Consider the following 23,260-nt stretch of genomic DNA (forward strand, 5'->3'; position numbering starts at 1 on the left):
GACAGGGGCCGGGGCGGAGGGGCCCGCCCCGGCGGGGATCACCGGCTGGACGCGAACACGGCGTGGGGGTCGTCCAGCCACACGAGCTGGTGGTCGAAGGCCACGGTCAGGCCGAACCGGGTGCGCTCCGGGCGGCCGGCCTCCACCCACAGCTCGTGCGCGGCCTCGAGCTCGTGGAACAGCCGGCGCGGGCCGTGCTGGCGGACCTCGTAGCCCTCTTCCTTGAACTCGGGGTCGATGTGCCACGAGGCCCACGACCACGTGTGCGGATCGATCAGGTAGACCGTGTACCTCGGGTCCGCGGGGTCCTCGGCGAACCGCGTCCGGTGCACCACCGTGGGCATGCGCACCCCGACCGCGAAGGACCCGTGGGGGTCCCGGATCGGCTCCTCCGGCCCCAGGCGGGTCCGGGTGACCGAGAACTCCGCGTCCGCCCGCACGTAGGTGTCCACCAGCGACAGGGGGTCCTGGGCCGGCCGGACCCACGCGTGCCCGCCCCCCACCACCGGGCCGCGCGCCGTGCCGTACGCGCCCACCTCCAGGTCGACCAGCACCCCCTCGTGGAAGGAGTTGGCCCACGTGGTCAGCACCCGCCCACCGGGCTGTGTCTGCGCCACCCACGCGTAGGGGACCCGCCGCACGGCCACACAGCTGAACACCCGGTCGAACGGGGCCCTGGCCGCCCAGCCGTACTTGCCGTCCCCGCTCACCACCAGCGGGGCGAACCCGGCGGCCATCAGCGAGACCCGGGCGCTCTCGGCGAGCGCGAAGTCGATCTCCACCGACGTCACGGCGTCGTCCCCGAGCCGGTGCGACAGCAGGGCCGCGCCGTAGCCCGTCCCCGTGCCGATCTCCAGGACCCGCATGCCCGGGGACACCTGTAACAGGTCCAGCACCCGGGCCAGCCCCGAGGGGGCCGGGGAGGCCGTCACCGGGTGTCCGGGGCCCCGGCCGTCCCCGACGCCCCCGCCGACCCGGGCGGCCACCGGGAGGTCGGCGTAGGCGGCCTCCCACCACCGCGTCTCGTCGTCGCGCCGGTCCACCGGGAGGCCGCCCCCGCCCCCGTCGATGACGTCCGGCAGGAACAGGTGGCGCGGCACCGCCTCGAACGCCCCCCGCCAGTCGGGGGACAGGTCGCCGTCCACCGCCAGGCGGGCGACGAGTCTCCGGTGCGCGGGGATCATCGGTCGGCCCCGCCGGAAGCCGGGTCCCCGTCCAGAGACGGAAGGGAGTATTCGCAGGTAGCGGAAACGGAGAGTGCGCACGTGGCGGAAACGGCGGCTCCGGGCTTGTGGCCGCCACCGTTCCTGCCGTGCCCGTCGTGGGGGGTGGGGTTCATGATCTCGCTCCTCGGCGCTCCGCCGAAGAAGACGGAAACAGGGTCTTCCGCCCATTTCGGGGGCAAGCGATTCCGGGTAAGGATGTCTATGGAGATGTAACGACGTCCGCCCCTGCCCCTGGAATTCCGAGCCGATATACACCGGCGGTATGAATGCCCGAGTTACCGGTCACCCCCCGCCCGACTCCGCCACGCACCTTCTGGTCCCGCGCCGACGTGCGCCGATCCCTCGCCGACCAGGACGCAGGCGCCCTGTTCCGCCTGGTCAGGCAGTACACAGGCGCCAGCCAGCAGGCGATCGGCGCCGCCACCGACCTCGCCCAGCCGCACGTGAGCGCGATCATGGCCGGACGGCGCTCCGTGACGGCCCTGCGCACCTGGCGGCGCCTCGCCGACGGGCTGTCGATGCCCTCCGACGCCCGCCGGCTTCTCGGACTCGCCGAATCGGACGGTGGCGATATCGGCGCGGATCGGGGTACAGGCACTTCAGCGCACGGCATGGACGAATTGTGGTCTGCGCCGAGAACAGCGCAGGACATCGCCGAGATCACGCTGAAGGATCTGATGAAACGCAGGGACGCATTCGCGGTCGGTGGTGCTCTCATCATGGGCGCCACATTGACGGAAGTGCTGGAACACTGGCTGCTTCCCACACTGGCCGGTTCCGGCCACGGGCCCAGCACCATCGGGGAATCGGAACTGGGGAGGATCGAGGCCGCCACCGTGGCGCTGCGCCACTGGGACGACAGGTGGCGCCTGGGAATCCGCCGCAAGGCGGTGATCGGACAACTGTCGGAGGTCTCCGAACTGGTCGAGGAGGCCCAGCCCGCACCCGTCCAGGCCAGGCTGTTCACGGTCATGGCCGAACTCTCCAAGATCGTCGCGGCCATGTCCTACGACGCCGGGGACCACCCCACCGCGCAGAAGTACTACACCTTCTCGCTGCGGGCCATCCACCAGGCGGGACCCGAACACCGCCTGTACGGGGTCGGCGTGCTCGCCGACATGGCCCGCCAGATGCTGGACCTGCACCGCCCCGACGACGCCCTCGACATCTCGCGGCTGGCGCTGGACAGCGCGCACGCCCACCGCGCCCCCGAACGGGTCCTCGCGATGCTGCGCACCCGCGAGGGCTGGTCGTACGCCCGGATGGGCCGGACCGAGGCCTACCGGCGCACCGTCTCCCAGGCCGAGGAGCTGCTCGACGGGGGAGGGGGCGGGGAGGTGCCGGACTGGGCGCGCAACTTCGACCACGCCGAGCTGTCGGGGGTCGTGGGGGCGCGCTACCGGGACCTCGCGGGAGGTCAGGAGGACCGGGCCGCGCGGCGCAGGTTCGCGGAGGAGTCCGCCCGGCACATCGGCCGGGCGCTCAGGCTGCGCGACCCCGCCAAGAAGCGCAGCCGGGCCTTCGACCTCGTCGGACTCGGGCGCACCTACCTGCTGCTCGACGAACCGGAGGAGTCGGTGCGGGTCGTCAGGCAGGCCGCGGACATGCAGCGCTCGCTCGACTCGGGGAGGGTGCGCCGGCGCATACACGACTGGTACACCGAGTCGGCCGCGTTCCACCGTCAGCCCACCGTGGCCGAAGCGCGTGACGAGTTATCGCGTACTCTGCTTGCCCAGTAGACGGAAAGGAATGGGACAGAGTGACGCGCATCGGAATCACTGGCCACTCGAACCTCTCCGCTGACAGTGCGGAACTGGTACGAAAAGCCCTAGTAGACGCACTGGAAGACTACACCGAGGGCGGTCTCGTCGGAATCTCCTGCCTCGCGCGCGGCGCGGACCAGCTCTTCGCCGAGGAGGTCCTCGACCTCGGCGGGCAGCTGGAGGTCGTGCTCCCCTCCGCCGACTACCGCGAGGCCAAGGTCGGCCCCGAGGCACGCGGGGGCTTCGACCGGCTGCTGGTCCGCGCGCACCACGTGCGGTACATGAGCCTGACCGCGGGCCGCCAGGCCTACGAGGAGGCCAACGAGGCGGTGCTCGGCGGTGTCGACCTGCTCTTCGCGGTGTGGGACGGGCAGCCGTCCGGCGGCGGGGGCGGAACGGCCGACGCGGTGCGGCTCGCCACCGAGCGGGGGATCCCCGTGAACGTCATCTGGCCCGAGGGGGCACGCAGGGAGTAGTCCGGGCGGGACCCGGCCGGGGGTGCGTCCCCCGGCCGCCGGTCCCGGCGGGAGTCAGGGGTTCAGGGGTTCCGGCCGTGGTCCGGTGCGGCCGCGGAGTTGTTTGCAGTCATATGGGTTGATTGACGGTTTTCGGGTCAGGTGTCCAATTTTTGAGAAGTTGGAAAAACGACCGTTCACCGTTGGTAGAGTCCCAGGTCATTCACTGTGCTCCCCGCGCACGCGGGGATGGTCCCCAGTGCCTACCGTACCGCGCCGTACCCGACGCGTGCTCCCCGCGCACGCGGGGATGGTCCCTGGACCCAGGTGGTCGCCGACTCCCCGGTCGAGTGCTCCCCGCGCACGCGGGGATGGTCCCAGTCGAGGGGCCGCCCGCTGAAGGCAGCTGCGGTGCTCCCCGCGCACGCGGGGATGGACCCGTCCGGCGGAGGTCCAGGAAATGAGAGAACACGTGCTCCCCGTGCACGCGGGGGATGTCTTCCTCCGGGGTGCGGCGGCTGCGGTCAGTCGAGATCCCAGCCGTAGCGTCCGCGCGGTCCGTCGAGGCAGAGACGGTGTTCACCGGAGCGGTCGACCGTCAACCAGTAGCGATCGATACCGGGGCGGCCCTCCCGGGCCCACACACCCAACATCTCGGCGAACAGCTTCCACTTCTGCGCGCTTCCCTTGAGGGCCACCGACACCTGTCCGTCCGGGGACACGATGGCTCGGAACCACGCTCCTGAAGCGCCGTCCAGCACACAGTGGACTGCACCGCCCGGCTCGTGCCGAATGACACGAAGCCCGGAAGGCAGAAGCAGGGACAGCCGGAACTCGGACATGAAGTGGTCGTCGAGTCCCGGTACATCCTCGAAGTGCTGAACTTCATCGGGGTCACCGCCTGTGGCGGCAAGCACCCTGTCGAGGGTGGGAACCCCGGAGGCGAGAGGGGATCGCAGTCGCATGAAACCCGCCGCCTGCGGCAGAAAAGGTCCCTGAACGAACTGGTGGCTCCTGCGGGTCAGGCGTACCAACCCCAGTCCTACGTTCGCGAGGATCATTCCATCAGTGCTCAGCTGGCTCAGCCAGGACACCGGCACACGACCGAGGCCGCAGGTAGCCAGTAGCCGGTCGTAGGGTGCGTTGCCCGGGTAGCCTTCCGCCCCGTCTCCGATGACCACGGTGGGCCTGTATCCAGCTGCGGCCAAGGCGGCGCGAGCCTGTTCGACCAGGTCGGGATCTCGGTCCAGAGACGTTACGAGTCCTGAGCCCAGACGCTCGCTCAGCAACGCGACGTTGTAGCCGGTCCCTGTCCCTATCTCCAGGACCCGCATGCCGTCTTCCAACTGGAGGTTCTCCAGCATCAGAGCCATCAGTGAGGGTTCGGTGGAGGAGCTGACCGCCAGTCCTTCGTCAGAGAACCTGGTGATGAGTGTGTCGTCACGGTAGACCGCCTCCAGCCAGCCCGGTGCCTCATCGGTGTAGGAAGCAGTGCCCTTCGCGGTGCGAACGTGGAATGCCGGCACGAACAAGTGCCGCGGAACGGTGGCGAAGGCGTGACGCCACACCGGGGAACGGAGACTGCCCTTGGTGACCAGTTCCGCGGCCAATCGGTCGGCGTGCCCGGGGGGAGCCGGTGTCTGTCCGGAAGAGGGTGAGGGCATCACAGACTGCTTTCTCGTAGGTTGTCGGCTATCGCCTCGGCGATGGGGAGGCCCGTGGCGAGCTGTATCCATCCCCATTGGCCGTTGGGATTGAGTTCCAGGAACACCCACCTGCCATCAGGTGTCACTACGAAGTCGAGGGCCCCGAAAGTCAGATGGAGCTCACGCATCAGCTTCCTGACCGCTTTGGACACCTCTGCGGGAGGCTCGACCGGCAGGTAGGAGAGATGCCGGTAGTCGGCCCTCCAGTCGATGCGCGCGGTCGGGCTGGCGGCATCGATGCGAACCGCGAACACCATTTCCCCGGCCACCGTGACCCGTACCTCGTAGGCTTTGTCGACCCACACCTGGAACAGGTGTGCGGTGTGTCCCACGCCGGGTGTCAGCTCGTCCGCAGTGACGATTGTGGTGTAGAGGGCCTCAGCTCTCTCAAGGGCTTCACCAGGGGTAGGACCACCTGTCATGGACTTGTAGACCATGGTGCGGGCTGTGGCGGCGAACTCGCGCGCGGCCTCCACCGTGTTGGTCACAAGGCTTTCCGGCACGCTCAGCCCGACGCGTGCCGCTGCTACGAGCTGTCGTGGCTTGCGTTCTGCTGCAGTGTTGTGGCGCGGGCGGTTGATCCATCGGCAGTTGAGCGCGTCGAGTACACCGTTGAGCCCGGCGCCGGCCTCACGCTCCGACCACAGCCGATCGCGTTCGTCCAGTGCCGGATGCGAGCGTGGAGAGGTGGGACGCCGGTGATACACCGAACGAATCTCTGCGAGGTCCACTTCGCGCTCTTGCGTGCGCAAGGTGCCCGTGACCGCTCCTGTCGTCGAGATGCGGGCCTCCAATTCGAGCGTTCCGGGAAAGTCCCCGGGATCACAGCGGAGAACCGGTGTTCCGCTCCGGTGGAGTTCGTGGATGACCAGGTCGGCGGTGGGATCCAGCGGGCGGGTGAGAACCAGAACGGTCACGGGTGTCCTCTTCCGCTCAGGAGTCCGAGACCTGGTCGGTCCACGCCTGCATGTCCTCGGTGGTGGTGACCGTGCACTGTACGGCGGTGCCGAGGATCGGCTGCTCGATGAGCGGCCTGCCGGAGAGCAAGGACATCTGGGACTTCGGGTCGTAGGTGATCCCGGAGACGTCGTAGCCGGAATCGTGCTGGGGAACCGTGCAGCGGCTCAGGCCGAACGGACGGAAGTTTTCTGTCGCGGACGAGTCGTCAGTTTTGGTTTCCTGGTTGAGCATCCTTGGAAGTTCCCTTTGTGGCTATTTGTTCCTGTGGTAAGGCGTGTCCTGTGGACGCTATGAGCGTATGGGAAACAGGTTCGGGGTTCGGTGGCATTCCCGAAAAGGAATATTTTCGATCCCTGCGTCGTAAGCGAGGTGGAACGACTTTATTCCACTTCGGGAATTTTCCTCGTCCGTAGTGGAAGGTGGATGGGTCGCTTGGGTATTGTTGATCGAACCCCTTCGGACCACCTGGCAGGAGTGTGCGTGGTGCACAAGCCCGGTCTCACCCGTCTCACTGGTGGTGGCGGCCCCGTCTGCGACGACGATGACTGCCCCAACGTCTACCTCTCGGAGGGCGGGGGCGTTGTTGTCCAGGGCGCCCTCTACGCCGGTTTCACCCCGCCCGACGGAGAATCCGCGGTCGAGATACCTCAGTCTGTTCTCAGGGAGGCTTTCGATGCTCTTGGATGGTGATTCGTGGAGAAAGGTGTTCGACGGTTTCGGTTCGGAGGCGTGGAGGCTAGAAGTTCAGTCCACCTACACCATGCCGGGAGAGGTCGGGAGCTTTTCCCGTTTCCTCCGTGGTGAACCGAAGCCGGAGGGGCACAACTCCAGGTGGCATGAACGGATCAGGGGATATCTGGCTGATGGCAAGTACGTCGGGCGTGTCCGTGTCGTGCGTCGGCCGTTGACCGATTATCAGCGCTACCAGTTCGCCTGGGGGATTCCCGGCAACATCGCAGCTGGTGAGGACATCCGGATTCTCGACCTCACCGGGCGAGATCTGGGACTGCCGGACTTCGACTTCTGGATGTTCGACAGGGAGCGGATCGTCCGCCTGAACTATCGCCCTGACGGTACGCAGATCAACCGCGAACTGGTGGACGAGGCTCCTGCCGAATACCAGGAGTGGCAGCGGATCGCGGTCGAGGAGAGCATCCCCTTCGCAGCCTACGTAGAGTCGCAGGGTGGCGCTAGAACCTGAGGAACTCGCAGCGGCCCGGGACGATCTCGGGGCGGAACTGCGTGAACTGCGCCGGGCAGCCGGTCTCTCCGGAGACCGGCTGGCTCGGCGCTGTTCCATATCGCAGAGCAAGATCAGCAAGATCGAAACGGGCCGACTCACCCCTACCTTGGTCGACCTGGATCGTATCCTCACCGCGCTCGGTGCTACGGCTGAACAGGCTGCGCGGGTACTGCAACGGGCCAAACTGGCCAACACAGAATGGCAGGACAAGCGGACGCTCTGGCGTAAGGGGCTGGAGACCCGTCAGAGCGAACTCAAGGTTCTGGAGTCGGCGGCGTCGGAGATCCGCTTCTTCCTCCCGACGATGGTGACCGGGCTGCTGGCCACGCCCGCCTACATCAAAGCGAGCCTCACCCACTCTCCCGGGGATGTTTCCTCCACCGTGGCGAAGAAGATCGACCGGCAGGCCATCTTGAGGGAAGGCACACGTTCTTTCACGTTCCTGCTGACGGAACAGGCTGTCCGATGGGCGATCCTGCCCCCGGGCGGTATGGCTGCGCAGAGGGAACGACTGCTCGAGGTGTCCCGATGGCAGAACGTTCGCCTGGGCGTGATCCCACTCGGTGTGCTCCTGCCGCGCGGTCCGATGAACACGTTCACTGTCTACGACGACCGCCTTGCGACAGTCGAGATCTTCACGGGTCGGTTGGCCTTCCGCGATGCGCGTGATGTGAAGGCGTACCGTGAATTGTTCGCGATGTACGAGGAGCATGCGCTGTTCGGCGACACCGGCCGCGATCAGATACGCGCATGGGGGCGCTCGTGACCTTGAGGGGCGATCGAAGCTCAAGGTGCCCTTGCCCCCAGGGAGACACGGGCTGTCGGGTAACCGGTCATGCAGATCTGGTCGCCATGTACTCCGTGAACGTCAGGGCATGGTGCCAGGCCGCATCGCGTGCCTGCAGGGCGCGAACGACTTCGGCGGGATCCTCGCTCAGAGCCGCGCCGAGCACGTTGCCGTCCTCGTCGAAGTGGAGCCGGGCGACCGTTCGGCTGTCGAACACCCAGAAGTCCTCGTCAGGGAGCGAGTCGACCACAGAGTGCTTCCTGGGGAGGTAGCGGATGTCCTCTCCCACCCCCAGGTTGTAGGGAGTGCCCCACAGCTCCCCAGCGCAGGTAGTCCGAGGGAGGGTCGTCGATGATGCGGACCCGCTCCATGCGTTTCCCGGTGGCCAGCTCGTCGCGCATCATGCTCAGCCACGGCTTGAACCACTCGATGTCGGAGTCGTCGCCGGTGAGCCACCTCTGGAAGGGCTCGTTCTCCTCCAGGACTCCGTAGAAGCTCCGCGTCTCCAACCGCCACGCGGTATAGCGGTAGGCGCGGAAGAGATCGTTGAAGGCCTCGCCGGACACGAGATCGGGCACGTCACTCCTTGGGGGCGAAGCGGGTCAGAAGTTCACGGGGCACCACGACGAACTGCTCGTCGGGGAGGACGTCCGACAACTGTGCCAGAGCCTCCCGGTCCGTCAACCGGTAGCCCTGGACGACGACTTCTGGATGTTCGACGGTGAGTGAATCGTTCTCCTGAACTACCGTCCTGACGGTACGCAGATTAGCCGAGGGGCCGTGAAGGAGGGCTCGGTTGCCTATCTGGAGTGACAGGGACTCGCGTTGGAGGAGAGTGTGTCCTTCCCGACCTATGTAGAGTCCCAGGGTATGACGGACATCAGTGGATCATGACTCGGGTCGGACTGGAAGGCGTTCTGTGTCCTTATGGGAGTGAACTTGGCGGAAGTGAATTTCCATGCCTTCTTGGGGCGATTGTCCGAAACCCAATAAGTTGGAAAAATGACTGCTTGCCGCTGGTAAGTTCCCTGGTTATCCGCTCTGCTCCCCGCGCACGCGGGGATGGACCCTCGCTGCGCTGCTTGATGAGATCCAGCGCATCCTGCTCCCCGCGCACGCGGGGATGGACCCGCGCCTGCCATCTCACGCAAGGGGATGCTCTCCTGCTCCCCGCGCACGCGGGGATGGACCCGGGCCGCTGACCGGCCCGAACGTGCCGATTTCCTGCTCCCCGCGCACGCGGGGATCCACCCTCCATGCCCACACCACGCCCCTCGACCTTGCATGACATCTGTCATGCCCGACCCATGCGGATCGCAGACGAATCCCGTGATCGGTGGCACTCGGTTACGGGCTCGCGCGGAAATACGTTCGTGGCATGAGCCGCAACGACGACTTCTCCGCCCCGACGACACCGTCACGACCAGCGGTTTCACCGCCCCCCACGGCCCGGGACGCTAACTCCGTGGAGACCCCGCCGCCCCCGCGCCGTCGCGGCCCACGACCGTTCCCGCCGGGTGTGGAGTACCACCGTGTGCTCGCCGACGACAAGCGCCGTATCGGTCGCGGCATCCTGGCGATCGTGCTCCTGGTCGGCGGGCTGTTCGCCTTCAACATCCTGATCGCCCTCGCTGCCGCCTTCGTCGATGTGCAGACAGGCAGAATCCCCCCGACGCTGGGCGGAACCGACTACACACCGCTCTTCCACGCTGCCAACCTGGCCTCGGTCGCCCTGCTCATCCCGTGGAGCATGCTCCTCCAGCGGTGGCTCTACGGGGTGAAGGGCGCCTCGCTGCACTCCGTGGTTTCGTGTTTCAGGTTCGACGTGTTCGGCCGGGCGTTCCTGATCATCGGTCCCCTCTGGCTCCTCCTCTCGCTCGTCGGCCTGAACTTCCTGCCCGTGGAACAGGCTCACCGGTCGATCGCCGACCTGATCGCCGTATTCACCGCCACCCTCCTGCTGACGCCCCTGCAGTCGGCCGGGGAGGAGTACGGCTTTCGCGGACTCGTCTTCCGCGTCGCCGCGAGCTGGGGGCACGGGCCGCGCACGGCGATGGTCCTCGGGGTACTCGTCTCCAGCGTGGTGTTCACGGCCGTCCACCTCTCGACCGATCCGTGGTTCAACCTCTGGTGCTTCTCGCTCGGTGTCAGCCTGGCCCTCATCACCTGGCGCACCGGCGGCATCGAGATCGCGGTTGTCATCCACGCCTTGAACAACACGCTCACCTTCCTCCTGCTCACCGTTCTGCACGCAGACCAGAACGCTGCGTTGGAGCGGTCGGCGGGCTCCCAGTCGGCCGCTCTGCTCATCCCCTGTCTCACCCTTGTCGCCATCACGGCGGTGGTGTGGCTGCGCACACGCAGGAGGGGCCCTACCCTGACCCCTGCGGACCCGCAGCCGGTGCGGGTGTGACGGGACAATGGCGACCATGAGTGATCTACCGCTGGTCGGGGCACGCAGGTTCGAGGCCTACATGCGCTGGTCCACGTACTTCGCCGTCTCGATCCCGGTCGGCACCCTCCTCCGGAGCGCGATCGAGGCCGACGGACTCACCGGAGCGCCCCTCGCCGCGGTGGTCACGGCCATAGCGCTGTCAGTCGTCCTCTTCGCCGGCAACATCCTGGTCGTGAACTGGAGCATCGACACCCTCGTCGGGCGCGAACGACGGCTCCTTACCGGCGGTGTCGTCGCGTGGGCGCTGGTTCTCGTCGCCCTCGTCTCCGTGACCTTCCTGATTCCCCTTCCCGCGATGGGCATGACGGTCGCGGCGGCGATCGGCTCGGTCGCCGCCAGCTTCGTTCCCGTCCTCGACGCGCGCCGGGCGCTGCTGCTCAACGTTGCGGCCGTCGTCCTCTCCGTCCCGCTCGTGGGCGTCGAGGACATCGTGCTGGTGCTGGTCGGAGCAGTGGTGATCAGCTTCGCCATGTGGGCCTGCTGGTCGTGCTCGTGGATGCTGCGGGTACTGCTCGAACTGCAGAAGGCGCACGAGGTCCGTGCCGAGCTGGCGCTCGCGAACCAGCGCCTGCGCATCTCGCGAGACCTGCACGACGTGTTCGGCCGGACCCTGGCGACGATCGCGCTCAAGAGCTCACTGGCGTCGGAACTCGTTCTGCGCGGTCAGGACGAGAGGGCGGCCCGTGAGCTCGGCGAGGTCCGGCGGCTGGCAGAGGAGGCGGGAACCGAGGTCCGCCACGTCGTGCGCGGCGAGCTCCGCACCACCTGGGACAGCGAGCTGGCGGGGGCGCGGTCCCTGCTGGAGTCCGCCGGCATCCGCTGTACGGTGACCGGGGACCCCGTGCCCGAGGGGCGAGCCGAGGACCTCGCCTGGGTCGTTCGCGAGGGCGTCACGAACGTCCTGCGCCACTCGGCCGCGGCACAGGTTACGCTCGCGACCGCAGTGGAGGGCGGGCAGGTGCACCTCACGATCGCGAACGACGGTGCCGGATCCGAGGGGTCGGGGGAAGCCGGCGCCGGAGGGGGAACGGGACTGCGCGCGATGTCCGAGCGGATCGGAGCGCTCGGCGGGGAGGTCACCGCGCGCCGCGACGGAGACTGGTTCCTGCTCGACGCCATGATCCCGCTCCCGGAGGAAGAGACCGCATGACCCGCATCCTCGTCGCCGACGACGAACACCTCATCCGCGACGCCATCGCCGGACTGCTCGACCTGGAGGACGACTTCGAGGTCGTCGGCCAGGCGGCGTCCGGTGACGAGGCGCTGGCGACGGCCCTGCGGGTCCGCCCTGACGTGGCCCTGCTCGACCTTCAGCTGCCCGGGCCCGACGGCATCGAGGTGGCCCGGCGCCTCGCGGCCGAGCTGCCGGACTGCCGCTGCGTCATCGTGACCTCGCACGGGCGCCCCGGCTACCTGAAGTCCGCGCTCGCCGCGGGCGTGCGCGGTTTCCTGCCCAAGACCGTCTCCTCGCGCACCTTCGCCGAGGTCGTGCGCAAGGTCGCGGGCGGAGGCAGGTACGTGGACCCCGAACTCGCGGCCGAGGCGATCGGCGCGGGCGACTCCCCGCTCAGCCCGCGCGAGGCCGACGTGCTCGCTCTCGCGCGCGACGGCGCGCCCGTCGAGGAGATCGCCCGGCGCGTCTCCCTGTCCCGGGGGACCGTGCGGAACTACCTCGCGGCCGCCATCGCGAAGCTCGACGCGGCCAACCGCCACGAGGCCGCTCGCATCGCGGAGGAGCACGGCTGGATCTGAGGGGACACCCCCTTCGCAACCCGGTCCGGCCCGGAGCCGCGGCCCCTCCCCGCACGGGAGAGGGGCCTGCCGGGTTCATGCGCTACTTGGACTCGACCCGCCCGAAGCCCTCGGGGCCGCCGGTCAGCGCGTCCTGCGCCTCCTGCCACGCGTCGTCGCCGGGGCGGAACCGACTGCGGAGGTAGGCAGCGGAGAGCCGTCCCAGTGCGGCGACCCGCTCCGGGCTCTCGTCGGTGGTCTCGTCGGCGTCGTATCCGGCGACCCCTCCGAGCCCGTGCTCGGCGCCGAACAGGGTGAGCAGGGTCTTGGGGCCGGGGGAGAGGCGGTAGGGGTCGGCGTACCAGTCCGGTCCCATGTCGGTGAAGTGCCGGGGGTCGTCCTTGTCGCCGGCCACGACCAGCGCGGGCGTGGCCATCGTGGAGAAGTCGGTGCTCCGCAGGACCGGGATCCGCTCCACCATGGGGCCGGTCAAGGCGTCGCCGCCCCGGCCCGGCGCGGCCAGCAGCACCCCCTGCCCGATCCGGGGTTCGACGAGGTTCACCTCTTCCCCGGTGTCGGGGTCCGTGACCCGTGCGCCCAGCAGGAGGGCGGCGGTGAAGCCGCCGAGCGAGTGCCCGGCCACGGCGACGCTGCCGTGGTCCACGCGTCCGGCGAGCTGCGGCACGGTGTTCCCGATCGTGTCGAGCCGGTCGAGGACGTGGGTCATGTCCTCGGCGCGGGAGCGCCAGGACATGGGTTCCGTGGGGGTGTCCGCGAGCGCGTGCTGGAGCGTCGCGGAGCTGAGGTGGGTGGGCTGGACGACGACGAAGCCGAGCGCTGCCCAGAGGTTGGCGAGGGGGCCGTAGCCGTTGAGCGAGGACAGGTTGTTCGAGAAGCCGTGCCCGTGGGAGAGGAGGATGACCGGCAGGTCGGTCCCGTTCAGGGGTGCTGTGACACGGACCTGCATGTCCACGGGGCGTCCGGGAACGGGCAGGACCACGGGGCTGAACGACAGCACGGGGGCGGGCGGGACGACGGTGACGCGGGTGGAGGCCGCTGAACTCATGGTGTGCCTTGTCTTTCGGGGTTCGTGCCGGAAGCCTTCGCTGCTGCTCTCGTGGCGCCGGTGGCGTGTGAGGGCGGCCGGGCAGAGTCCGGCGTAGGATGAAAACAATCGGAACCTTGCTCCGCTTACGATACGGAGCGATGTTCCGTTTTGCAAGTGGAACAATGCTCTGCTTCATTGGCGGCTGGAGGAAGGAGGGCGTATGCCCGCATCGGACAAGGCAGGGAAGGCCGCGGGGCCGAGCAAGCGGGCCGACGCGGTGCGCAACCAGCAGAAGCTCCTCGCCGCAGCGGCCGAGGTCTTCGTGGTCTCGGGCGTCGACGCGCCGATCCGCGAGATCGCCGCCAAGGCGGGGGTCGGGATGGGGACGATCTACCGCCACTTCCCGACGCGCGCGGACCTCGTGGTCGCTGTCTTCCGCCACCAGGTCGAAGCCTGTGCCGAGGCCGGCCCGAGGCTGCTGGCCGAGACCGACTCGCCGTTCGAGGCCCTGGGTCGGTGGATCGACCTGTTCGTCGACTTCCTCGTCACCAAGCACGGACTCGCGAACGCGCCGCAACCGGACAGCAGCGGCTTCGCCGCGCTCCACACGTACTTCCTCGACCGCCTGCTGCCCGTCGCCGAGCAGTTGCTCGACGCGGCGATCGAGGCGGGGGAGGTCAGGCCGGGTGTGCAGGCCTACGAACTGATGCGCGGCGTCGGCAACCTCTGCATCGGATCCGACGGGGACCCGCGCTACGATCCACGCAGGCTGGTCACGCTGCTTCTCCGGGGGCTCCAGGAATCGGACGCTTCCTGAAGCCTACGGCTGGTTCGGGGGAAGGTTGAGCATCCGTTGTGTCGGCTGGCGTCGCCGGTATTCCATTTGGGACTTTTGTTGCTTATGACTGTTTTTCGAGAAGTTGCAAAATCGGCTGCTTGCCGCTGGTAAGTTGCCAGGTCAGCGAGTCTGCTCCCCGCGCACGCGGGGATGGACCCCGGCGCTCGGGCAAGACGCTGTCGCGCACGTGCTGCTCCCCGCGCACGCGGGGATGGACCCCATCCGATGGAGCGGCGCATGGCCATGCGGGCCTGCTCCCCGCGCACGCGGGGATGGACCCCGGAGCCGACCCCGGAGCCGGAGCCTCCGGCCCTGCTCCCCGCGCACGCGGGGATGGACCCCGCATGGCCCAGTGCGGCGCGACCGTCCGCGACTGCTCCCCGCGCACGCGGGGATGGACCCCGGGCGACTCCTACGACACAGCTACACATACGCTGCTCCCCGCGCACGCGGGGATGGACCTGCCTTCCCAGGGGTCCGCAGAGCCCCACATCTCTGCTCCCCGCGCACGCGGGGATGGACCCCCGGGGCGTCCTGGTCAACGACCACCGCGGCCCTGCTCCCCGCGCACGCGGGGATGGACCCCCGGGGGCGCGCTTCCAGCCTGGTGATCGGGGCTGCTCCCCGCGCACGCGGGGATGGACCCGAACCCCAGGGCGGGACGCTCACGGGGCAGCTCTGCTCCCCGCGCACGCGGGGATGGACCGGGCGACACCGGCAGTGGCGGAGGGAATGGGGGCTGCTCCCCGCGCACGCGGGGATGGACCCGAACCCCAGGGCGGGACGCTCACGGGGCAGCTCTGCTCCCCGCGCACGCGGGGATGGACCGGGCGACACCGGCAGTGGCGGAGGGAATGGGGGCTGCTCCCCGCGCACGCGGGGATGGACCCGGGCTGCCCATCGGGACCACCACGGCCCGGGGCTGCTCCCCGCGCACGCGGGGATGGACCACTCGGGGTCGATGTCGGCGCACAACGCGGGGTCCTGCTCCCCGCGCACGCGGGGATGGACCCGCCTCCAGCACACCCGGGACACCCACGCCACCCTGCTCCCCGCGCACGCGGGGATGGACCCTACACGTGGCAGCGGCTGGGCGGCGGTCATCGCTGCTCCCCGCGCACGCGGGGATGGACCCGCGATGTGCAACGAGGCGACGGTGGCCCCCGCCTGCTCCCCGCGCACGCGGGGATGGACCCGCGAGGCGACGCCGGGCATGGAGGACTACGAGCTGCTCCCCGCGCACGCGGGGATGGACCCATCGGGTTCAGCCATAGTCACTCATCTACTAGCTGCTCCCCGCGCACGCGGGGATGGACCCCCCGGCGGGGTCCGGCAGAAGACCGTAGGCCACTGCTCCCCGCGCACGCGGGGATGGACCTTGGGGCGGGCTCGGCGGACGCACGTCGCCCCCGCCAGACGCGCCGGTTTGGGCGCCTGGCGGGGGCGACCACCGCCTACCCGCGACCGCTTCCCCTGCTTCCACCGGTGCCAGCTCCGCCCCCGTAGGTGAGGCGGCGCAGCGCCACCTCGGCCGGACCGCGCATGCCCCGGCGGCGCATGAGGTCGGCGAGCAGCACCGTGGTCAGCCACACGGCCACCGCGATGCCCACGCCCACGGCAGGCGACGTCAGGTGCACGTCGAGCGTGTAGGAGGAGAACAGTACCGCCCACGCCACCGACTGGGCCAGGTAGAAGGTCATGGAGCGCTGTCCGAGCGCGGCCAGGGCGTTGGTCACCGGCCCCTGCCTGCCGCTGAAGCGGACCGCGATCAGGCCGATGAGCGCCGCGTAGCCCAGGGCGCCCGCGTAGCCGCTCACCTGGTGCAGACCGCTGGTGAGCAGGACGTCCCCGGGGGTGGCGTCGGTCCACACCCCCGCCTTGTCCAGCGCCAGGGGGAGGCCGCCCAGCGCGGCCAGGGGGATGCCCACGAACGCGGTCGTGCGCAGGAGTCGCAGGTGTTCGTGGGGCCGCTCCAGGAGCCGGTGCCGGGCCGCCAGGACGCCGATCATGAACGGCACGAGGGTGCTGATGAACATGATGACGACCAGCACCGCGAACAGGGTCAGACGGAAGAGGAGTTCGTTCGCGAACCCGTCGGGCATCAGCGGCATGCCCCCGCCCGTGATGGCGTTGTCGCTGGCGACCAGGGCGTGGACGGCGGCGGCCACGGGGAGCCAGAGCGCCGCCAGGATCACCAGGGTCCGGTCGCGCAGCCGTAGAACACCCATCAGGAGCAGCGTCACCAGGCCGTACACGGCCAGGATGTCCGCGGGGAAGAGCAGCACCGTGTGCGCCAGCCCGAAGACGATCAGCCACAGGCCACGCCGGCGCAGGAGGCCGCGGGTCCGGGGCCAGGCGTACCCCTGTTCGCTGCGGCGGCGGTGGATCTGGGCCAGACCGTAGCCGAACAGGGCCGCGAACATGGGGTAGCTGCGCAGGTCGACGAACATGGTCGTGCCCGCGACGGTGAGCTGGTCCGCGGCGGTGGCGATGTTCTCGGGTCCGCCGATGAACACCGTGAACAGGTGCGTGTGGGCGAGCGCGATGAAGAGCAGCATGACGCCGCGTGCCAGGTCCGGGGCCAGGGAACGGCGGTCGAGCGGGAGCGGTCGGTCCGGGGCGGACGCGGTGCCGGGCCCGGCAGTGGATGTATGGGTCATGGTGGCCTCCGAATGGGCCGTCGATTTCTGGGGGACGGTGTACGCGCCGAGGTGCACGCCTCCGAGTGGTGCGCCTTGCGTACAGAGTACACATCCTCTGGCTTCAAGAAACCCTAACTTGGAAGGCTTTTTTCGTCGTTCAGTACTAGTGCACTAGGGGGATTGAAGGGCTTCTCGGATTGCCCTGGCGTCTTTGTCGAGGTGCTCGATGCTCCGTTGTGCACTAGTACACTCTGGGCAAGCGGAGAAGGATCGAGGGGTCTGTGATGTCCACTACTGCGGAACAAGAGCTGCCGCCCTACGCGCGCGTCGTCGCCGACATCCGCGCGCGTATCGACGCCGGGGAGCTGCGGCCGGGGGATCGGGTCCCCTCGACCAGGGAGATCATGCGCGAGTGGGGGGTGGCCATGGCCACCGCAACCAAGGCGCTCGCGGCCCTGCGCCAGGAGGGCCTGGTCGAAGCGGTGCGCGGGGTGGGGACCCTCGTACGGCAGGAACCGGCCTCCGCACCGGACCCACGTGCCCCCCAGGGCCAGCGGGAATACCGGCTTCCGAGGGAACGCCCGCGTCCGGCGGAGCCGACGGAACGCCGCCCGGCCGCCGACACCGCCCTCACCAGGGAGGTCATCGTCCGGGCCGCCATCACCATCGCCGACGCCGAGGGCCTCGACGGGCTGTCCATGCGCAGGGTCGCCACCCAGCTGGGGGTGAGCACCATGGCCCTGTACCGCCACGTCGCCAACAAGGACGCACTGGTGACGGCGATGATCGACCAGGTCTACACGGAGCACGCGCTTCCCGAACCGCCGCCCGCCGACTGGCGGGAAGCCCTCGAACTGGCCCTCCGCACGGAGTGGGGCATCTACCGGAGGCACCCCTGGGCCGTTCGGCTGACCATGCTCGCCGGAGCCGTCCAGTCCCCCCAACTCCTGGAGAACGCCGAGTGGATGATGAGGGTCGTCAGCGCCCGGGGCCGCTCACCGGACGAGGCCATGGCGGTGCTCACCTTCGTGTCCGCCTACACCTCGGGGATGGCACTCCAGGCCACGCGGGCGGTGGTGGAGGACTACGAGTTCGGGATGGACGCCGAACACTGGTGGCGGTCTCGGGGGCCGGAGTTCCTTCGGCTCGCCGAACAGGGCCGGTACCCGCTCACGTTCAGCATCGCGGGGCCGCCCGACGTGCACGGAGTCTTCGAGCTCGGCATGAAGCACCTGCTCGACGGCCTCACGCCCCTGATCGAGGGGGAGGGATCACCACAGGAGGCAGCGGTGGAGCCGTGACTCGCCCAGAGATTCAGGACTCCTCTCCCGGTCCCGGTTCGTGCCCGCTCCGGCACGGGTAGGCGGCCCCGCGGGTCGGGCCATGCCTCTCGCGGACGGCTCCCACCACCCGCCCCGCTTCCGGCCGCGTGCGCTCCGGCACGGCACTCCGGTCCTGCCACACGCAGGCACGCCCTTCCGGCTTCCGCCCGTGATAGGGAGTTGCGCATGAAGACCTTCACTCTGCCCGGCACCAAGATCACCGCACCCAACGTGGTGCTCGGTCTGATGCGCATCCAGGAGAAGACCGACGAGGAGGTGCGCACCCTCGTCCGCACGGCGATCGACGCGGGCATCACTTTTCTCGACCACGCCGACATCTACGGCAGCGAGCCGCACGGTTGCGAGCGCCGCTTCGCCGAGGCGATGCGGCTGAGCCCCGCCGAGCGCGAACGGCTGGTGATCCAGACCAAGGCCGGGATCGTCACCGACGGCCCGTACTTCGACTTCTCCTACGAGCACATCATGGAGACGGTGCACGGATCGCTGAAGGCGCTCGACACGGACTACATCGACATCCTGCTGCTGCACCGGCCGGACGCCCTCGTGGAGCCGGAGGAGGTGGCGCGGGCGTTCGATGACCTCGCCGAGTCCGGCAAGGTGCGCGCCTTCGGCGTCTCCAACCACACGCCGAGACAGATCGACCTGCTGCGCCGGTACGTGAGGCAGCCGATCGTGGCCAACCAGGCGCAGCTCTCCATCACGCACGCCCCGCTCATCGCCCAGGGCGTGGCCGCGAACATGCAGGGGCTGGAGCAGTCGGTCAGCCGCGACGACGGCCTCGTCGACTACTGCCGACTGCACGACATCACCCTGCAGGCGTGGTCCCCGTTCCAGGCCGGTTTCTTCGACGGGCCGTTCCTCGGATCGCCGCGCTTCCCGGAGCTGAACGCGGTCATCGACCGTCTCGCGGCGAAGTACGGCGTGCCGCCGATCGCGATCGCCACCGCGTGGATCACCCGGCACCCCGCGCGGATGCAGGTGGTCATCGGCACCACCACGCCGGAACGCGTCACCGCGGCGGCCCAGGGCTCGGACATTCCGCTGACCCGGCCCGAGTGGTACGAGGTGTTCCGCGCTGCCGGGTACACCGTGCCGTAGCCACGTCTCGGGCGGCCTGCCGGACGGATGCCGTGCTCCACGGCTGTCCGTTCGGCAGGCGTTCCGGTGGCCTTCCGGGGACGCGGACGCCGGCGCGAATGTGGATCCGTCCGCTCGGGATAGCCTCGCGTCTCGGATTCGCCGTCCTCGTCGCGCTCGCCGTGTCCGAACGCCGAGAAGGGGCGTCGCTACGATGACCGCATGCGCGACGTGTCGGCGAACCCTCCGCCGCAGGAGCCCTTCCCTTCCTCCACCGACCACAGGACCGACGAGCGCGCGGGCGCCTTCACCGCGGTGCTGGTGGACTGGCGCGGCACCCTGGCCGTGACCCTGAGCCCGGAGCAGTGGATCACCACCGCTCTCGAAGAGGTCGGGCGTTCGGCCTCCCCGGCCGACGCCGCCCCGATCCTCGAGCGCCTCGACGCGGTGAACGCCGACAAACGCCTGCTCAGCCCCGGTATGGACGCTGACCCGGCCCTGCACCGGCGCGTCTTCATGGAGGTCCTGGACGACGCGGGACTCGACCACGAGCTCGCCGAGGCGCTCTACCAGGTGGAATCCGACCCCGGACACGACCGCTTCGCGGAGGACGCCCTCCCGTTCCTCGCCCGCGCCCGAGCCTCCGGTGTCCGAACCGTCATCGTCAGCGACATCCACGTCGACATACGTCCCAGGTTCGAGTCCGCGGGCCTCGGCGCGTACGTGGACGCCTACGCGCTCTCCTGTGAACAGGGGGCCGAGAAGCCCGACCCGCGTCTGTTCGAGGCCGCGCTCAGCATGGCGGGCGCCCGCCCCGACGAGGCGCTGATGGTCGGCGACCGGCACACCCACGACGGCGGTGCCGTGGCGCTGGGCATCACCACGCTCATTCTTCCTCCCCTCCGCGACGAGAGCGACCGCCGGTTGAACCTCGCGGAGGCCCTTCTGTACCGGCACACCCGCCAGGTCTAGACGCGGGGACCACGCCCCGAAGGAGTGCGCTTCCGGTTGTCGAGGAGGCGGGAGGGGGCGGTCTGAGTCCATCGTCACTTTGCTTAACTCAAAGGCAAGTGAAACACTTAACCCCATGGAAAGTCATGAGTCGCCCCACGACAGGACCCCCGACGCTGCCCGGGAGGCCCTCGACACGCTGAACGCCGACCGCTCGACGCTGGCGGACCACATCGTCACGCCGCCCTGGTTCTATCCGGCGCTCGCGGCCATCACCACCGCCTTCGTGGCCTCTCCTGCGGCCCCCACGCCGTTCGTGCAGAGCATGGTCGTCGTCGCGGGAAGCGTCTCGCTGATCTTCCTGGTGCTCGCCTACCAGAAGCGGACCGGACTGGCGATCAGCCGCACGGCAGGTCCGCGGAGCCTCGGGGTGCTGATCGTGGTGGGGGTGGCCATCGTGGTGCTCCTCGGTCTCTCCCAGGCGCTGACGCTCATGGGCATGCGGCCGTGGGTGGCCGCCGTCGCCGTCTTCACCTTCGTCATGGTGCTGGCCGGATGCCGTGTCTACGACCGCTTCTACGACACCGAGCTGCGCAGTGGCCGTTGATCCCCGCTTCGACGACGCCATCCACGCGCCCAACCGCCTGCGCATCTGCGGACTGTTGCGCCCTGTCGACAGTGCCGACTTCGCGGTTCTCCGTTCGGCCCTGGGGCTGAGCGAGGCCAACCTGTCCAAGACGATCCGCAGTCTGGTCGACCTGGGCTACGTGCGCACCGCCAAGTCCGCTTCGGCTTCCCGTGGGGATGCGCGCCGGACCACGACGGTGTCCCTGACCTCCCTGGGGAGGAGGGCCTTCGACGGTCACCTGGCGGCGCTGCGTGATCTGGCGGAGGGGCGACTCTCTCCGTCCGTTGAACATGGTGACGGCTGAACTCTGGCGTGTGGTCTGTACTTCTGGTGTTCGGTGGTGGGCGGAGTCGTTTCCTCGCGCTCATCGAAGGATGGGTTGACCGGCGGCGGCCTGGAACTGTTCGCGACGTATGGGAGAGTTCCCTGTGGCGCTGCTTCGGGTGTGAGCATGGGAATGTTGGGGTGTCATATGGGCGTGTGGGTGACAATGGGCCTTTCCTGTGTTTCGTTCCGAGTGTCTAATTCTCGAGAAGTTGGAAAATCGGCTGCTTGTCGCTGGTAAGTTCGCAGGTCATCGACTCTGCTCCCCGCGCACGCGGGGATGGACCCGCCTCGGCGACGCCGTCGGCATGGTGTGCTCCCTGCTCCCCGCGCACGCGGGGATGGACCCAGGGGGTCCACACCGAAGTCCGCAGATACGACCTGCTCCCCGCGCACGCGGGGATGGACCCTTGATGAGCATGCGGTCGTTCACGCGATCTCCCTGCTCCCCGCGCACGCGGGGATGGACCCCGCGCTGGTCGCGTGCGGCCATTCGGTTGCTCCTGCTCCCCGCGCACGCGGGGATGGACCCCACCGCAGTGAACACCCACAGTGAGGAACACACTGCTCCCCGCGCACGCGGGGATGGACCCATCAACCACGCCATTCACCGGCCCGAGGTCAACTGCTCCCCGCGCACGCGGGGATGGACCCGCCCTGATCTTCGCCGTGGACTCGACGGGCAACTGCTCCCCGCGCACGCGGGGATGGACCCCGCAACGCGATCACCTCGTGGTTCGGGATGAACTGCTCCCCGCGCACGCGGGGATGGACCCGCCCACGCCCCGGTGTCAGAGCGGCGGATGAGCTGCTCCCCGCGCACGCGGGGATGGACCCCCCTCGAGGGCCGCCTCGTCCAGCCGGACGAGCTGCTCCCCGCGCACGCGGGGATGGACCCCTCGCGGACCGGGCAGGCTCACGCACCGACGCCTGCTCCCCGCGCACGCGGGGATGGACCCAACTCCGGGCCCACCGGCGACCACGGCACCATCTGCTCCCCGCGCACGCGGGGATGGACCCGCGCACAGGTTCGGCGCCCCGGTGTCGAGCCCCTGCTCCCCGCGCACGCGGGGATGGACCCACCAGCGGGGCCCGTACCGAGTCGCTCGGCACCTGCTCCCCGCGCACGCGGGGATGGACCCCCCCTGAGGGTACGTAGAAAACTTTCCCACGGCTGCTCCCCGCGCACGCGGGGATGGACCCTCCGGCGGTACCGCGCAGACCATCGCGGACATCTGCTCCCCGCGCACGCGGGGATGGACCCGCCTGGATCTCCTCGGCCGTGTACCAGCGGGCCTGCTCCCCGCGCACGCGGGGATGGACCCGACCGGCATCGGCCCCCCTTCACGGGCTGGACTGCTCCCCGCGCACGCGGGGATGGACCCACGGCTCGCTGCCCAGATGATCGGCGCTACCGCTGCTCCCCGCGCGCGCGGGGATGGGCTGCCATCCACGAACCCCAGCCGTTTCGCTGACTCAGCCTCCGCGCTGGACGGACGTGTCGAACGAGATCCACACGTCAGGGGGTAGATCCTTCCGCCCCGGCACCGGCCGGCGTTCCTCGGACCAGGCGTCACCGGCGATCTCCGTCGCGGCGCGGCGCCAGAAGCGCACCGCGGCCGTGTTGGCGTCCTGGAAGGCGACCGCCCACGGCCCGGAATGCCTGGCCACGACCTCGCGGACCATGTGCAGCCCGACCCCCGACCTTCGCGCGCCCCGCACCACGAAGAAGCTGTTCAACACCCGTTCCCGTCCGCCCAGCCCGCGCACGAACACGAAGCCGACGGGTCGGTCTCCGATCGTCGCCACGTACGGTGCCCAGTCGGAGTCGGTGAAGGCCGCTCGGAGCCGTTCGCCGCGGAAGGCCCCGTCCGGGCCGGGCAACAGTCCGCGGAACTCCGACATGTCATGGCTGAACATCAGCCACAGCCGCTCCACGACCAGGTGATCGGCGGTGTGTGCGAGGCGCACGGAGACGTCTGACATGGGACTCCTCTGCGTGAATGGCTGACCGGCGGCCCCTTCTCCGCCGACGTCACGCGCTGGCGTGAACGCCCTCGGAAAGGAGAGCTGACACCCCTGA

Annotated in this window: 22 protein-coding genes, 1 pseudogene and 2 CRISPR repeat arrays; of the genes and pseudogenes, 14 read left to right on the forward strand and 9 right to left on the reverse strand. The window is 69.2% G+C overall.

The features are described from left to right. Positions 1 to 38: 38 nt before the first annotated feature. Positions 39 to 1,184, reverse strand: coding sequence for a methyltransferase domain-containing protein (locus ACFQBR_RS15910; protein ID WP_344179228.1), 1,146 nt, complete (start codon positions 1,182 to 1,184; stop codon positions 39 to 41). Positions 1,185 to 1,555: 371 nt separating this feature from the next. Between ACFQBR_RS15910 and ACFQBR_RS15915 the strand changes: the two genes are divergently transcribed. Both ACFQBR_RS15915 and ACFQBR_RS15920 read left to right on the forward strand, forming a co-directional pair. Further along, positions 1,556 to 2,965: a helix-turn-helix domain-containing protein gene (locus tag ACFQBR_RS15915; protein WP_267945540.1), complete on the forward strand. Its 1,410-nt coding sequence runs from the start codon at positions 1,556 to 1,558 to the stop codon at positions 2,963 to 2,965. 20 nt (positions 2,966 to 2,985) lie between these two features. Then, the gene (locus ACFQBR_RS15920) at positions 2,986 to 3,465 is read left to right on the forward strand and encodes a hypothetical protein (protein ID WP_344179232.1); all 480 of its coding nucleotides are present in this window, start codon (positions 2,986 to 2,988) and stop codon (positions 3,463 to 3,465) included. Positions 3,466 to 3,968: 503 nt separating this feature from the next. On the opposite strand, the gene ACFQBR_RS15925 is transcribed toward ACFQBR_RS15920, so the two are convergent. The 3 genes from ACFQBR_RS15925 to ACFQBR_RS15935 are packed head-to-tail and all read right to left on the reverse strand — an operon-like array spanning position 3,969 to position 6,341. Continuing rightward, a complete protein-coding gene (locus tag ACFQBR_RS15925) occupies positions 3,969 to 5,054 on the reverse strand; it encodes a methyltransferase domain-containing protein (RefSeq protein ID WP_344179234.1) in 1,086 nt (361 codons plus the stop codon). A gap of 53 nt (positions 5,055 to 5,107) precedes the next feature. Beyond that, on the reverse strand, positions 5,108 to 6,067 hold the full coding sequence (tgmB, locus tag ACFQBR_RS15930; protein WP_267945537.1) for an ATP-grasp ribosomal peptide maturase: 960 nt from the start codon (positions 6,065 to 6,067) through the stop codon (positions 5,108 to 5,110). A 16-nt stretch (positions 6,068 to 6,083) separates the two neighbouring features. Continuing rightward, positions 6,084 to 6,341 (reverse strand): hypothetical protein, encoded by a 258-nt coding sequence (locus tag ACFQBR_RS15935; protein WP_267945536.1) that lies wholly within the window; start codon positions 6,339 to 6,341, stop codon positions 6,084 to 6,086. Positions 6,342 to 6,590: 249 nt separating this feature from the next. Between ACFQBR_RS15935 and ACFQBR_RS15940 the strand changes: the two genes are divergently transcribed. From ACFQBR_RS15940 to ACFQBR_RS15950, 3 genes are read left to right on the forward strand one after another with little or no spacing between them, the layout of a single operon-like run. After that, positions 6,591 to 6,800: a hypothetical protein gene (locus tag ACFQBR_RS15940; protein ID WP_344179237.1), complete on the forward strand. Its 210-nt coding sequence runs from the start codon at positions 6,591 to 6,593 to the stop codon at positions 6,798 to 6,800. Then, positions 6,784 to 7,311: a DUF6879 family protein gene (locus ACFQBR_RS15945; RefSeq protein ID WP_344179239.1), complete on the forward strand. Its 528-nt coding sequence runs from the start codon at positions 6,784 to 6,786 to the stop codon at positions 7,309 to 7,311. Before ACFQBR_RS15940 ends, ACFQBR_RS15945 begins: the two co-directional genes overlap by 17 nt. Further along, positions 7,295 to 8,119, forward strand: coding sequence for a helix-turn-helix domain-containing protein (locus tag ACFQBR_RS15950; RefSeq protein ID WP_267945533.1), 825 nt, complete (start codon positions 7,295 to 7,297; stop codon positions 8,117 to 8,119). The genes ACFQBR_RS15945 and ACFQBR_RS15950 overlap by 17 nt, the downstream gene beginning before the upstream one ends. Before the next feature lie 67 nt (positions 8,120 to 8,186). On the opposite strand, the pseudogene ACFQBR_RS15955 reads toward ACFQBR_RS15950, so the two are convergent. Further along, positions 8,187 to 8,718 (reverse strand): annotated as a pseudogene (locus ACFQBR_RS15955) (DUF6879 family protein). Position 8,719: 1 nt separating this feature from the next. Further along, complete coding sequence (locus ACFQBR_RS15960; protein WP_267950436.1) at positions 8,720 to 8,905, reverse strand: hypothetical protein; 186 nt, start codon at positions 8,903 to 8,905, stop codon at positions 8,720 to 8,722. A 754-nt stretch (positions 8,906 to 9,659) separates the two neighbouring features. On the opposite strand from ACFQBR_RS15960, the gene ACFQBR_RS15965 reads away from it, so the two are divergent. Genes ACFQBR_RS15965 through ACFQBR_RS15975 form a run of 3 tightly spaced genes read left to right on the forward strand, consistent with a single transcriptional unit; the run spans position 9,660 to position 12,347 of the window. Continuing rightward, positions 9,660 to 10,553, forward strand: coding sequence for a CPBP family intramembrane glutamic endopeptidase (locus ACFQBR_RS15965; RefSeq protein WP_344179243.1), 894 nt, complete (start codon positions 9,660 to 9,662; stop codon positions 10,551 to 10,553). Between the two features lie 16 nt (positions 10,554 to 10,569). Next, positions 10,570 to 11,745: a sensor histidine kinase gene (locus ACFQBR_RS15970; protein WP_344179246.1), complete on the forward strand. Its 1,176-nt coding sequence runs from the start codon at positions 10,570 to 10,572 to the stop codon at positions 11,743 to 11,745. Then, the gene (locus ACFQBR_RS15975) at positions 11,742 to 12,347 is read left to right on the forward strand and encodes a response regulator transcription factor (RefSeq protein WP_267945529.1); all 606 of its coding nucleotides are present in this window, start codon (positions 11,742 to 11,744) and stop codon (positions 12,345 to 12,347) included. The genes ACFQBR_RS15970 and ACFQBR_RS15975 overlap by 4 nt, the downstream gene beginning before the upstream one ends. An 82-nt stretch (positions 12,348 to 12,429) precedes the next feature. On the opposite strand, the gene ACFQBR_RS15980 is transcribed toward ACFQBR_RS15975, so the two are convergent. Continuing rightward, on the reverse strand, positions 12,430 to 13,392 hold the full coding sequence (locus tag ACFQBR_RS15980) for an alpha/beta hydrolase family protein (protein WP_344179248.1): 963 nt from the start codon (positions 13,390 to 13,392) through the stop codon (positions 12,430 to 12,432). A 202-nt stretch (positions 13,393 to 13,594) separates the two neighbouring features. Here ACFQBR_RS15980 and ACFQBR_RS15985 point away from each other — a divergent pair, with 202 nt between their 5' ends. Then, positions 13,595 to 14,191 (forward strand): TetR/AcrR family transcriptional regulator, encoded by a 597-nt coding sequence (locus tag ACFQBR_RS15985; RefSeq protein WP_344179250.1) that lies wholly within the window; start codon positions 13,595 to 13,597, stop codon positions 14,189 to 14,191. 150 nt (positions 14,192 to 14,341) lie between these two features. Continuing rightward, a CRISPR array of direct repeats spans positions 14,342 to 15,591; the repeat unit is 29 nt; unit sequence CTGCTCCCCGCGCACGCGGGGATGGACCC. 75 nt (positions 15,592 to 15,666) lie between these two features. On the opposite strand, the gene ACFQBR_RS15990 is transcribed toward ACFQBR_RS15985, so the two are convergent. Next, the gene (locus ACFQBR_RS15990; protein ID WP_344179251.1) at positions 15,667 to 16,872 is read right to left on the reverse strand and encodes a DUF418 domain-containing protein; all 1,206 of its coding nucleotides are present in this window, start codon (positions 16,870 to 16,872) and stop codon (positions 15,667 to 15,669) included. Positions 16,873 to 17,135: 263 nt separating this feature from the next. Between ACFQBR_RS15990 and ACFQBR_RS15995 the strand changes: the two genes are divergently transcribed. From ACFQBR_RS15995 to ACFQBR_RS16015, 5 genes are all read left to right on the forward strand, one after another. Further along, positions 17,136 to 18,155 (forward strand): GntR family transcriptional regulator, encoded by a 1,020-nt coding sequence (locus ACFQBR_RS15995; protein WP_344179252.1) that lies wholly within the window; start codon positions 17,136 to 17,138, stop codon positions 18,153 to 18,155. Positions 18,156 to 18,362: 207 nt separating this feature from the next. Continuing rightward, positions 18,363 to 19,295 (forward strand): aldo/keto reductase, encoded by a 933-nt coding sequence (locus tag ACFQBR_RS16000; protein WP_344179254.1) that lies wholly within the window; start codon positions 18,363 to 18,365, stop codon positions 19,293 to 19,295. 201 nt (positions 19,296 to 19,496) lie between these two features. Further along, positions 19,497 to 20,246, forward strand: a complete 750-nt coding sequence (locus tag ACFQBR_RS16005; protein ID WP_344179256.1) for an HAD family hydrolase — start codon at positions 19,497 to 19,499, stop codon at positions 20,244 to 20,246. Between the two features lie 115 nt (positions 20,247 to 20,361). After that, positions 20,362 to 20,832, forward strand: a complete 471-nt coding sequence (locus ACFQBR_RS16010; RefSeq protein ID WP_267945522.1) for a hypothetical protein — start codon at positions 20,362 to 20,364, stop codon at positions 20,830 to 20,832. After that, positions 20,822 to 21,157, forward strand: coding sequence for a transcriptional regulator (locus ACFQBR_RS16015; RefSeq protein ID WP_344179258.1), 336 nt, complete (start codon positions 20,822 to 20,824; stop codon positions 21,155 to 21,157). Before ACFQBR_RS16010 ends, ACFQBR_RS16015 begins: the two co-directional genes overlap by 11 nt. 279 nt (positions 21,158 to 21,436) lie before the next feature. After that, positions 21,437 to 22,623: a CRISPR direct-repeat array (repeat unit 29 nt; unit sequence CTGCTCCCCGCGCACGCGGGGATGGACCC). 30 nt (positions 22,624 to 22,653) lie between these two features. On the opposite strand, the gene ACFQBR_RS16020 is transcribed toward ACFQBR_RS16015, so the two are convergent. Then, positions 22,654 to 23,163: a GNAT family N-acetyltransferase gene (locus tag ACFQBR_RS16020; protein ID WP_344179261.1), complete on the reverse strand. Its 510-nt coding sequence runs from the start codon at positions 23,161 to 23,163 to the stop codon at positions 22,654 to 22,656. Positions 23,164 to 23,260 lie beyond the last annotated feature (97 nt).

This window comes from Nocardiopsis tropica, from assembly GCF_042660575.1.
In the GTDB taxonomy this organism is placed as follows: domain Bacteria; phylum Actinomycetota; class Actinomycetes; order Streptosporangiales; family Streptosporangiaceae; genus Nocardiopsis; species Nocardiopsis tropica.

Excerpts from the sequence above, each read along its gene's own strand:
- ACFQBR_RS16010 (WP_267945522.1), top strand. The coding sequence starts at position 20,362 with ATGGAAAGTCATGAGTCGCCCCACGACAGGACCCCCGACGCTGCCCGG.
- ACFQBR_RS15910 (WP_344179228.1), bottom strand. The coding sequence starts at position 1,184 with ATGATCCCCGCGCACCGGAGACTCGTCGCCCGCCTGGCGGTGGACGGC.
- ACFQBR_RS15975 (WP_267945529.1), top strand. The coding sequence starts at position 11,742 with ATGACCCGCATCCTCGTCGCCGACGACGAACACCTCATCCGCGACGCC.
- ACFQBR_RS15945 (WP_344179239.1), top strand. The coding sequence starts at position 6,784 with ATGCTCTTGGATGGTGATTCGTGGAGAAAGGTGTTCGACGGTTTCGGT.
- ACFQBR_RS15985 (WP_344179250.1), top strand. The coding sequence starts at position 13,595 with ATGCCCGCATCGGACAAGGCAGGGAAGGCCGCGGGGCCGAGCAAGCGG.
- ACFQBR_RS15990 (WP_344179251.1), bottom strand. The coding sequence starts at position 16,872 with ATGACCCATACATCCACTGCCGGGCCCGGCACCGCGTCCGCCCCGGAC.
- ACFQBR_RS15970 (WP_344179246.1), top strand. The coding sequence starts at position 10,570 with ATGAGTGATCTACCGCTGGTCGGGGCACGCAGGTTCGAGGCCTACATG.
- ACFQBR_RS16005 (WP_344179256.1), top strand. The coding sequence starts at position 19,497 with ATGCGCGACGTGTCGGCGAACCCTCCGCCGCAGGAGCCCTTCCCTTCC.
- ACFQBR_RS16000 (WP_344179254.1), top strand. The coding sequence starts at position 18,363 with ATGAAGACCTTCACTCTGCCCGGCACCAAGATCACCGCACCCAACGTG.
- ACFQBR_RS16020 (WP_344179261.1), bottom strand. The coding sequence starts at position 23,163 with ATGTCAGACGTCTCCGTGCGCCTCGCACACACCGCCGATCACCTGGTC.
- ACFQBR_RS15980 (WP_344179248.1), bottom strand. The coding sequence starts at position 13,392 with ATGAGTTCAGCGGCCTCCACCCGCGTCACCGTCGTCCCGCCCGCCCCC.
- ACFQBR_RS15935 (WP_267945536.1), bottom strand. The coding sequence starts at position 6,341 with ATGCTCAACCAGGAAACCAAAACTGACGACTCGTCCGCGACAGAAAAC.